This is a genomic window from Tessaracoccus caeni (genome assembly GCF_029211185.1).
Lineage (GTDB): Bacteria > Actinomycetota > Actinomycetes > Propionibacteriales > Propionibacteriaceae > Arachnia > Arachnia caeni.
Map to the genome: position 1 here is coordinate 91,507 of NZ_JARGDO010000018.1, position 11,171 is coordinate 102,677.

At 69.1% G+C, this 11,171-nt stretch carries 8 protein-coding genes; all 8 read left to right on the forward strand.

The window, feature by feature from the left end; translation table 11 throughout:
- Positions 1 to 33 precede the first annotated feature (33 nt).
- The 8 genes from P0D62_RS15135 to P0D62_RS15170 all read left to right on the forward strand — a co-directional run bounded on the left by P0D62_RS15135 (position 34) and on the right by P0D62_RS15170 (position 10,901).
- Complete coding sequence (locus tag P0D62_RS15135) at positions 34 to 2,652, forward strand: ABC transporter ATP-binding protein/permease (protein ID WP_275703391.1); 2,619 nt, start codon at positions 34 to 36, stop codon at positions 2,650 to 2,652.
- Entirely contained in the window at positions 2,649 to 4,382 is a 1,734-nt protein-coding gene (locus P0D62_RS15140) for an ABC transporter ATP-binding protein (RefSeq protein ID WP_275703392.1), read from the forward strand. Before P0D62_RS15135 ends, P0D62_RS15140 begins: the two co-directional genes overlap by 4 nt.
- 51 nt (positions 4,383 to 4,433) lie before the next feature.
- Positions 4,434 to 5,069 (forward strand): MerR family transcriptional regulator, encoded by a 636-nt coding sequence (locus P0D62_RS15145; protein WP_275703393.1) that lies wholly within the window; start codon positions 4,434 to 4,436, stop codon positions 5,067 to 5,069.
- On the forward strand, positions 5,066 to 6,004 hold the full coding sequence (locus P0D62_RS15150; protein WP_275703394.1) for an NAD-dependent epimerase/dehydratase family protein: 939 nt from the start codon (positions 5,066 to 5,068) through the stop codon (positions 6,002 to 6,004). Before P0D62_RS15145 ends, P0D62_RS15150 begins: the two co-directional genes overlap by 4 nt.
- Before the next feature lie 287 nt (positions 6,005 to 6,291).
- Positions 6,292 to 8,448, forward strand: a complete 2,157-nt coding sequence (locus tag P0D62_RS15155) for a RecQ family ATP-dependent DNA helicase (RefSeq protein WP_275703395.1) — start codon at positions 6,292 to 6,294, stop codon at positions 8,446 to 8,448.
- Between the two features lie 27 nt (positions 8,449 to 8,475).
- A complete protein-coding gene (gene map / locus P0D62_RS15160) occupies positions 8,476 to 9,249 on the forward strand; it encodes a type I methionyl aminopeptidase (protein WP_275703396.1) in 774 nt (257 codons plus the stop codon).
- Between the two features lie 300 nt (positions 9,250 to 9,549).
- Entirely contained in the window at positions 9,550 to 10,047 is a 498-nt protein-coding gene (locus P0D62_RS15165; RefSeq protein WP_275703397.1) for a DUF222 domain-containing protein, read from the forward strand.
- Positions 10,048 to 10,052: 5 nt separating this feature from the next.
- Entirely contained in the window at positions 10,053 to 10,901 is an 849-nt protein-coding gene (locus P0D62_RS15170; RefSeq protein ID WP_275703398.1) for an HNH endonuclease signature motif containing protein, read from the forward strand.
- Positions 10,902 to 11,171 lie beyond the last annotated feature (270 nt).

Genomic DNA, 11,171 nt, shown 5'->3' on the forward strand with positions numbered 1-11,171 from the left:
CTTGCCTTTCGTTATTGAGACGAGGGGTGCCGGATGGCAAAACGGGGATTCCAAGGGGCGATCATGCGCGGGTTCGGTGCCCGCGATCACATCGCCACCGTGCACGAGACGGAGCTGATCGCGCCGCACTTTCTGCGCGTGCGGATGAACTCGGCAACGCTGTTCTCCGAGCTCGAGGTGGCACCCACCGCCTGGATGCGATTCTGGTTCCCCGATCCGGACGGGGGCGAGACCGAGCACCAGCGCGGCTATACCCTGGCCGAGGCCGATCCGACCACCGGCGACTTCGCCGTCGACTTCGTGCTGCACGAGCCCGCCGGACCCGCTTCCACCTGGGCGCAGCGCGCACAACGAGGCACGACGGTCCCTGTGATGGCGCTGGCCACGACGAAGTTCGAGCTGCCCGACGACCTCCCATCCGGCTACCTGCTCATCGGCGACTCCGCGTCGATCCCGGGCATCACCGGCATCCTCCAGACCATTCCGCCCGAGGTGCCCATCGAGTTGTACCTGGAGCAGCACGACGAGCGCGACCGGCTTATCCCGCTGCCCGATCACCCCAAGCTGTCGCTGCATTGGGTGCCGCGCCAGGATGCGTCGTCGCTGGCGGCGGCGATCGAGGCCCGCGACTGGTCCGATTGGAAGGCCTGGGTGGCATGCGAGTCGGCGTCGCTGAAGGCGCTGCGCGCCCGCTTGAAGGAGGAGTTCGGCTTTCCCAAGTCGGAGGTCTACGCGCAGGCCTACTGGATCCACGGGCGGGCCATGGGCAAGAACCGCTCGCGCGACGAGGCGGAGTCCGCGCCGAATCAGCCAGTCGCGCCTCAAGCTGCTGCCGAGGTCTCCGACGAAGCGCCGACACCGGCAGCCACGTCGCCCCAGCCGTCCGTCGGCGAGCCCACGGCGGCGCGCGGCACCTGGCGCGTGCAGGCAGGCAACCGACTGCTGGCCCCCTTGAAGCAGACCTTCATCATCGCCGGCGTGTCGCAGGGCCTCGTCACGCTGCTCCAACTGGTTCCCTACGTCCTGATCGCCGAACTGGCGCGCCGGATGCTCGACGGCGCCGCGGCGGCTGAGCTGTGGGGTCTGGGCCTCTGGGCGATGGTCGTAATGGGCCTGGGTGCCTTGCTCGCGACGGGCCTGCTGGTGTGGCTGCACGTCGTCGACGCGCGGTTCGAGCGCGAGGTCCGCGAGCGCCTGCTCACCAAACTGTCGCGGCTGCCGCTCGGCTGGTTCGACGCGCGCACCTCCGGCCAGGTGAAGCAGGTCATCCAGGACGACACCCTGTCGCTTCACTATCTGGCCACTCACGCCGTCCCGGACGCGGTGGCGGCCATCGTCGCGCCGATCACCGTGCTCGTCTACCTCTTCGTCGTCGACTGGCGGCTGGGCCTGGTGCTGCTGCTTCCGGTGCTGGTCTATATCGTCACGATGTGGGCGATGGTGGTCGCGTCCGGAGCGAAGACCGCCCAGGCCCAGCGCTGGGCCGAGCGGATGAACAGCGAGGCCGGCAGCTATCTCGACGGGCAGAGCGTCGTCCGGGTCTTCGGCGGCGGCGCCGCGTCGTCGTTCCGCGCGCGGGTCCAGGAGTACATCGACTTCCTCGGCGCCTGGCAGCGGCCGTTCATCCGGCAGAAGACGATCATGGACCTGGCCACCCGCCCCACCACCTTCCTGCTGCTGATCGCCGTGTTCGGCACGCTGCGGATCACCGTCGGCGCGATGGATCCAGCCTCACTGCTGCCATTCCTGCTGCTCGGCACCACCTTCGGGGCCCGGTTGCTGGGGATCGGATACGGCCTGTCCGGCCTTCGCGGCGGGCTGACCGCGGCGCGCCGCATCCAGCTCACCCTCGACGAACCTGAACTCGACACCGCGCCCGATCTCCCGCGCCTCCCCGCGCCGGCCGGGCGCGTGGAGTTCGACGGCGTCGGATTCTCCTATCGACCGGGAGTACCCGTGCTGAGCGACATCTCCCTCACGCTCGAGCCAGGCACGGTCACCGCGCTGGTCGGCCCCTCGGGTTCCGGCAAATCGACGCTGGCCGCGCTGCTGGCCCGCTTCCACGACGTCGGCGAGGGTGCCATCCGCATCGGCGGCGACGACGTGCGCGCGCTCTCCGCCGACGAGCTGTACCGCCGCGTGGGCTTCGTCTTCCAGGACAGCCAGCTGGTGCAGGGCACCGTCTGCGATAACATCGCGCTGGCTAGGCCGGATGCGGCGCTCGACGAGGTGGAGCGGGCCGCGCGGGCCGCCCAGATCCACGACCGGATCGCCGCGATGCCCCAGGGCTACGACACCCCGCTCGGCCCCGATGTGGCGCTATCCGGCGGCGAACGGCAACGGCTGACCATCGCCCGCGCCATCCTGGCCGACACGCCGGTTCTTGTGCTCGACGAGGCCACCGCCTTCGCCGACCCCGAATCCGAGTACCAGGTTCAACAGGCGCTCAACAGGCTGACCGCGGGGCGCACCGTGCTGGTGATCGCGCACCGTCTGCACACCATCGTCGACGTCGACCGGATCGTCGTGCTCGACCACGGCCGGATCGCAGAGGCCGGCACCCATACCGACCTCCTCGCCGCCGACGGCCGGTACCGGCAGCTGTGGGAGGCCCGCGGCACCCTCACCGTCCCGGAAGGAGCGCGCTCGTGATCCGCACCCTCTTCGCGATGCTGCCCGACGGCGCCCGGCCAAGCCTGGTCCTGCACTTCGCGCTCACCGTGGTGAGCGTCGTGGTACGCGCGATCAGCGCCGTACTGCTGATTCCGCTGCTCGCGGCCTTGTTCGGGACGCGGCCCGAGGACGCGTGGCCCTGGGTGGGCGCGCTGGCCCTCAGCACCGCCGCCGGATGGGCGCTCGACTGGGCGGGCGCACGCGTCGGCTACCGGCTCGGCTTCGGGCTGCTGGACACCGGTCAGCACACCCTGGCGGACCGGCTGGCCCGGACCCGCCTCACCTGGTTCACGGGCGACAACCGGGCCACAGCCCGGCAGAGCATCGCCGCGACCGGGCCCGATCTGCCGGGCATCATGGTCTACCTGGTCACCCCGGTGATCTCCGCGCTGCTGCTGCCCATCATGATCGGCATCGCGCTGCTGCCGATCGCCCCGATGCTGGGCCTCGTCGCCCTGGCCGGGGTGCCGCTGCTGGGCGGCGCCTACCTCGCGGGAGGCTTCTTCGGCCGGGCGGCGGACAAGGCGGCGTCGGAGGCGAACAGCGCCTTCACCGAGCGGATCGTCGAGTTCGCGCGCACCCAGCATGCGCTGCGCGCCGCCCGACGAGTGGATCCGGAACGCAGCCAGGTCGGCGCGGCGCTGCGCGCGCAGCACGGGGCGATGATGCGCCTGATCGGCATGCAGATCCCCGGCCAGCTTGTCTTCAGCGTCGTCAGCCAGGCGATGCTGCTCGCACTCACGGGAACCACGGTGTGGCTGGTCTCCGACGGCAGGCTCGGCGTGCCGCAGGCGATCGCGCTGATCGTGGTGATCGTGCGCTATCTGGAGGCGTTCACCGTGCTGGCCGAACTCAGCGGCGGCGTGGAGTCCGCCAGCGGGGTGCTGCGCCGCATCCGCACCGTGCTCGAGTCCCCCGTCGTTCCGGCCGGCTCCGTCACTCGGCGGACGGCGGAACCGGTGACAGCCGAGCTGCGGGGCGTCTCCTTCGCCTACGACGACGTCGCTCCCCCGGTACTGGACCGCCTTGATCTGGCCTTCGCACCGGGCACGACCACCGCCATCGTCGGTCCGTCGGGCTCAGGAAAGACGACGGTGCTCGCGCTGCTCGCGGGCCTACACCACCCGACGGAGGGCAGCATCGTCATCGACGGCGACGACGCCCTCCAGCTGGATGCCGACTCGCGCCGCTCCCTGGTCAGCATGGTGTTCCAGCAGCCCTATCTCTTCGACGGCAGCATCCGGGACAACGTCCTGGCCGGAGATCCCGAGGCCGGCGAGCGGGCCCTCTCGGGAGTGGCCGAACTGGCCCGCGTCGCCCCGGTGCTCCGCGCGCTGCCGAACGGCTGGAAGGCCGGCGTCGGCGAGGCTGGCGCTCGGCTGTCGGGAGGCGAACGTCAGCGCGTGTCCATCGCCCGGGCGCTGCTGAAGCCGGCCCCGCTGCTGCTCGTCGACGAGGCCACCAGCGCACTGGACACCGAGAACGAGGCGGCGGTGGCGGCTGCGCTGACCGCCGACCCGGCGCCCCGCACCCGGGTGATCGTCGCGCATCGCCTCTCCAGCATCCGGGCCGCCGACCGCGTCGTGTTCATGGAGCGCGGCCGCGTCGTCGAGGACGGCACGATCGACGAGCTGCTGGCGCAGGGCGGCCGGTTCGCGGAGTTCTGGCATCACCAGGAGGCGGCGTCGGGTTGGCGACTTCACAGCTAACGCCAGTCCCCCCCTCTTCCTTCGCATTTCAGATAGTGCTACTATCCGATAGTGAAGATATCCGAATTGGCCTCCCAAGCGGGCGTTCCCGTGACGGCGGTGAAGTACTACCAACGCGAGGGCCTGCTGCCTCTCGGCAAGAAGTCCGCGCCCAACCAGACCTCCTACGACCACACACATGTGCAGCGGGTCCGGCTAGTCCGGGCGCTGCTCGGCACCGGCGGACTTTCGGTGGCTGCGGCGAAGGAGGTCATCGCTGCATTCGACAGCGCCCCGCTCCCCGAGGTCTTCAGCGTCGCGCAGCACGCGATGAGCAGCTCGCGCACCAGTGAACCGGAGCCGAGCCCGCAGGCGCGGGAGCGCGTCGTCGCCGTCGCGCGGGCGCAGGCGTGGAAGATCACCGACGACAACCCGGGCATCGACGCGGCAGCGCGCGCACTCGACGGCCTCACCGCGATCGGGTTCGACGCGCCGGACGCCTATCTCCTCTCTTATGCGGCCGCCGCAGCCACGGCCGCCGCCGCCGACCTGCATGCGCTCGCCGAGCTGCCGACACCCGAGCAGCAGGCCGAGCTCATGGTGGTGGGCAGCGTGTTGGGCGACCCGCTCTTCGCAGGGCTGCGTCGCCTCGCCCAAGAAGACGCCACTCACGACGAGTTCCGCACCGATTCGAAGGAAGACCAATGACTGCTCTCACCCACGCCGTCCTCGGCGGCAACGGCATCACCGGCACCGAGACGATCCGGGCGCTGTTGCGTCGCGGCGAGGCGGTGACCTCCGTCGGGCGACGCCCGTGCACCATCGACGGCACCCATTCCGAGACCGCCGATCTGCGGAGTCCCGCCGACGCATCGCGGGTGCTCGCGGGCAAAGACGTGGCCTACTTCACCGTCGGACTGCCCTATTCGGCACGCGTCTGGGCGGCCGAGTGGCCGGTCATCCTGAGCAATGTGATCGACGCCGCCGTGCAGCACGGCACCCACCTGGTGTATCTCGACAACGTCTACGCCTATGGCGAGGTCGACGCGCCGATGACCGAGCAGACGCCGCTGCGTCCCACCAGCAAGAAGGGACAGATCCGCGCCGATGCAATCCGCGCGCTGGAGACGGCGCGCACCAAGCGAGGCCTGCACGTCACCGTCGGTCGCAGCGCCGACTTCTACGGTCCCGGCGCCACGACGAGCATGATCAACGACTTCGTGATCGACCGGGCCGCCGCCGACAAGCGCTGCACTTGGCTCTTCGACGCAGGGCTGGCCCACTCGCTCACCTACACCCCGGACATCGGCGAGGCGCTGGCCATCCTCGGCACCGATCCGGTTGCCCTCAACCGAACCTGGCACCTGCCGACCGCGCCCGCGCTCACCGGACAGGAGTACGTCGAGATGGCAGCAGGGTCCGACGCACGGGCGAAGGTGATGTCGCTGGGCACCGTGCGGTTCGGCGCACTGTTCAACTCCTCCGCGAGAGAGACGCTCGAGCTGGTCTACCAGTTCGCCAAGCCGTACGTCTTCGACTCCAGCCTCTTCGAGTCGACGTTCTCGCTGGCCCCGACGTCGGCCGCCGACGGATTCGCCGAGACGCTCGCCGCCGCCCGGAACCGCAATCTCACCCGCAGCTGACGCCCTACGTCGCAATCTCACCCGGAACTGACCTCCTGCACAGCCACCAACACCCCCAAGTCCCCTTCCGCCCAACCTCGGGCCCGAGCACCCCCACTCCAATCCCGGAAAATCGGCCAATGGCCGATTTTCCGGTGTCTGATGCCGAAAAGTGGCCAAGACCCTGCTCGTTCCGGCCGCGTCGCCACCCCAGGCGAACCGCCCAGTCATCCGACCGTGGCGAAGTTATCCACAGCTAAGGCGCCGCGCCAAGCGGGCTGTCGGCGCGACGTGCAAAGGTTGGCTCCATGCACGAACCCCAGCCCTTGCGCGACGAGGCCGTCGCCATCCTGCGTCAGCTGACGGACAACCCCGGCGCACAGTTCCACGCCGGGCAGTTCGAGGCCATCGAGGCACTGGTGGCGCAGCGGCGCCGCGCCCTGGTGGTGCAGCGCACCGGATGGGGCAAGTCGGCGGTGTACTTCATCTCGGCTCTGTTGCGACGCCGGGCCGGTGCAGGCCCCGCCTTGATCGTCTCCCCGCTGCTCGCGCTGATGCGCGACCAGGTGACTGCTGCCGAGCGTGCCGGGGTGCGAGCGGCGGCGATCAACTCTGCCAACGCCACCGAGTGGTCGGAGATCGAGCGCCTCCTCGACGAGGACGCGGTGGACGTGCTGTTCGTCTCGCCCGAGCGCCTGGTCAATCCGCGGTTCCGCGCCGAGCAGCTGCCCCGGCTGGTTGCCACCATGGGGTTGCTCGTGATCGACGAGGCGCACTGCATCAGCGACTGGGGCCACGATTTCCGGCCCGACTACCGGCGGATTCGCACCCTCATCTCGGAGCTTCCCGACGGCGTTCCCGTCCTGGCCACGACGGCCACCGCCAACGAGCGCGTCGTCACCGACGTCGCCGAACAGCTCGGCGCCTCGTCGTCGCGTCCGCAGGAGGTGTTCACCCTGCGCGGGACGTTGGCCCGCGACTCACTCCGCCTGGGCGTGCTGCACCTGAGCCGCACGTCCGAACGCGTGGCCTGGCTGATCGAACACTTGGGCTCACTGCCCGGCAGCGGCATCGTCTACTGCCTCACCGTGTCGGCCGCAGAAGACACCGCCGCCGCCCTCGCCGCGGCAAGGCACCGAGTGCTGCCCTATACCGGTCGCACCGACGGTTCCGAACGGCTGGCCGCTGAGGAGGCGCTCAAGGCGAACGAGGTGAAGGCCCTGGTGGCCACGTCTGCGCTCGGCATGGGCTTCGACAAGCCCGATCTCGGCTTCGTCGTGCATCTCGGCGCGCCCAGCTCGCCGGTCGCGTATTACCAACAGGTGGGCCGCGCGGGCCGCGCCACCCCCAACGCCGACGTACTGTTACTCCCCGGCACCGAGGATCGCGAGATCTGGCACTTCTTCGCCACCAACGCCATGCCCACCCAAGAGCGCGCCGACGCGGTGCTCGCTGCCCTGGGCGAGGCCGACGGACCACTGTCGGTTCCCGCGTTGGAGGCCCGAGTCGACCTACGACGGGCCCAGTTGGAGCTGCTGCTCAAGGTGCTCGCCGTCGACGGCGCCGTCGAGTTCGTGCCCGGCGGCTGGACCACCACCGGCCAGCCATGGCGCTACGACCAGGAGCGCTACGGCCGCATCGCGGCGGCGCGCGTGGCCGAGCAGGAGGCCATGCTCACTTACGAGCGGGGCGAGGTCTGTCGGATGGCTTTCCTCACCGCGCAGCTGGACGACCCCCACTCGTCGCCGTGCGGCCGGTGCGACGTCTGCGCCGGGCCGTGGTATCCCACCGGAGTCGCCGCGCAGGTCAGCACATCGGCCCGTGCGCAGTTGGATCGGGTAGGCGTGGCCATCGCCCCACGGGCGCTTTGGCCGTCGGGCCTCGACCGGCTCGGCCTCACCGATGCGGAAGGCAAGGCGTTGAGGGGAAAGATCCCGGTCGAACAGCAGGTGTTGGAGGGACGCGCCACGGCCCGCCTCACCGACCTGGGCTGGGGCAACGCCCTGCGCGACCTCTTCCGCACCGACGCCGACGGCCGCCCCATCGACGCCGAGGTGCCCGACGAGCTGGCCCGCGCGTGCGTGCGGGTGCTGCGAGAGTGGAACTGGGATGAGCGCCCCGGTGCCGTCGCCTGGATCCCCAGCCTGTCCCGTCCCCGCCTTGTCGAGTCGTTGGGACGCGGCATCGCGACAGCCGGCCGACTCCCCCTGCTCGGCCCCCTCGCTCTGAACCCCGCCGCCGGGCCGCTCATGCGGTCCACGAACAGCGCGTACCGGGTGCGCGACGTCTGGCATCGTTTCGCCGTCCCAGACTTGATGCAGCAACAGTTAGCCTCGATGGCCGCCCCGGTCCTCCTCGTCGACGATCTGGTCGACTCTCGCTGGACCATGACCGTCGCCGGCCGCCTCCTCCGCACCGCCGGCGCCCAGGCCGTCCTCCCGTTCGCTCTCGGTTCCATGGGGTAGCTTGGTGCACCGACGAGAAAGAAGCCCATGATCGAGATCCTCAACTCCACCCAGCTGACTCAGGCGCGCGAGAGCGGCGCGTTGGTCGGTCACATCCTTCAGACGCTGCGGGAGCGCAGCACGGTGGGCACCAACCTGCTGGAGATCGACCAGTGGACCAAGGAGATGATCGAAGAGGCCGGAGCAGTGTCCTGCTACGTCGACTACGCACCGTCTTTCGGCCGCGGTCCGTTCGGCCACTACGTGTGCACCTCCGTCAACGACGCGGTCCTCCACGGGCTGCCCCACCACTACACACTCACCGACGGCGACCTCGTCACCCTCGACCTCGCCGTCATCCTCGGCGGTGTGGCGGCCGACTCGGCCATCAGCTTCCTCGTCGGAGACGCCCGTCCCGCAGAGAGCGTCGCTCTGATCGACACCACCGAACGCGCATTGGCCGCAGCGATCAAGGTGGTGAAGGCGGGCGCGCACATCGGCGACATCTCATCGGCCATCGGCAAGGTGCTGCGACGGGCCGGCTACCGGATCAACACCGATTTCGGTGGCCACGGCATCGGCTCGACGATGCACCAAGACCCGCATGTGCCCAACAACGGCCAGCCGGGCCGGGGCTTCAAGCTGCGCGCCGGCATGCTGCTGGCCATCGAACCATGGGTGATGGAAAACACCGCCGCGTTGGTCACCGACGCCGACGGCTGGACCCTCCGCAGCGCCACCGGCTGCCGCACAGCCCACAGCGAGCACACCGTCGCCATCACCAAGACCGGCGCCGAAATCCTCACCCTCCCCCGAAAGTAACCCTCCCCTTCTGTCGTGGTAGAGGTTCCGTCGGTCTTGCTGAGCGAAGCAGCCGACGCTAGGCACCTCCTCACCATCAGCGGCGACCTACGCGCAAAAGTGCGCTCCATCACGCCGACTAGAACCGCACACCCCAGACTCCGACGACGCACTATCCAGGAGCGGTCGCCGGCCGGAACGAGCCGGCGCAAGGTGCCAATGTTGCCCGAAGTGGGCTAGATGTTGTCCATAGCAGACGAGGTGTTGCCCGATTCGTTCAGGTGATCGGTTTTGTCAGACCCGTGGTCTAGCGTTGGGGGTATGGAAAACACCACGCGAACCACTACCCGGGAGGCCATCCAGGCTATCTCGGGGTGGGCCGCGTGCATCGATCCCGTCGAGTGGGATTCCGTACCCGAGCCCGAACTGCTGGAGCTGATGTGGCAGACCCGCAAGGCCGCCGACCGTCTCACGGGCCTCGCCGGCATGCTCACCGCCACCGTCGAACGCCGCAACGCTGCCATCCTCGTGGCCGGCACCCCGCTGAACACGCTGATCGCACAAACCGAACACCGCGATGGCAAGGACGCCAACAGGGTCGTGCTCCAGGGGCGGGAGCTGGTTCGCAATCCCGTGGTGAGCAGCGCCGTCCTCGACGGAAAGATCTCTACCGACCACGCCCGTGGCGTTGTGAAGGCGATGGGAGAACTCCCGCCGGGCATCACACGTCATCAGGCCCACCAGATCAGCGCCATCCTGATCAACGAGGCCACCACCTCCACGCCGAGTGAACTGCCTCCAAGGCCAAGGCCGCTCTGAGACAGGTGGCACCGGAGCTGGTCCCCAGTGGCGACCATGAAGACCGCATCCTGGCGGAGCAGCGTCGCATCGCGATACGACGCCGCTCTTTCACCTTCGGAGACGATGGCGAAGGCTCCACCTGGTTCCGAGGCCAGCTGCCACACCTCGAGGCCGAGCCCTTGCTCAACAGCCTCCATCAGCTGGTGGCCGCCGGCAAGCGAGCCGAACGCGACCGACCGGCCCGCGCACCCCAGCGAGAGATCACCCGGGAACAGCGCTACGCCGGCGCCCTCGCCACTCTCGCTCAGCAGCCCGCTGGCGGCACGGGTCGTCGGGCGGCGGCCACGGTGATCGTCACCATGGCAGAGCAAGACCTCTATACGAAGGCTCGTACTGCCGGCGTGCTCGCCTCAGGAAAGAAGATCCCCGCCGCTGAGCTCCGCACGCTCCTCTGCGACGCGAACATCCTCCCTGTCGTGCTCGGTGGCGATTCGGAGATCCTCGACGTCGGTGTCACACGCCGGTTCGTCACCCCAGCCATCCGACGGGCCCTGTCAGTACGCGACAAGAAGTGCGTGTTCCCCTCCTGCACCGTGCCGGACGCAGAGTGCGATGCGCATCATGTGGTCCCCTGGGTGCGGGGCGGGCCGACGTCTTTGGGCAACCTCGTCCTCGCATGCCCACATCACCACGGCCTCCTCGAGCCGAAAGGTGAAGACCTGGTGAACCCTCGCTGGCAGATCACCTTCGACACGAGAACCCGGAAACCTGTGGTCAGCAGGCCACAGCCCATCAAGGTCGGGTTGCTACCTCAGCCGGAAATACTGACCACAAGGTCACGCGTACCCGTTCAGTACCCCCTTCTCCGCTGATCTCGAGCCGGTCACGACCAGCACCACATCCACGCTTTCGGGGTACGACGAGCTCCGCGAGGAGCCCGAAGGAGAGCGCGACCACACATAAGGGCTTGTGGCCAGCTACCTGCGGATTCTCACGCTGGCTCTTTTCGAGGCTACGGCTTCGGGGCTCGTTCCGGGTGCTCATACGAAAGTTAGGTGACCACCGCTTCTGTGGGGCTGGGGAAGGTGACGGTGACGCCGGCGTTTCGGAGTAGGTTGATGGCGTTGCGGATCGCGATGCCG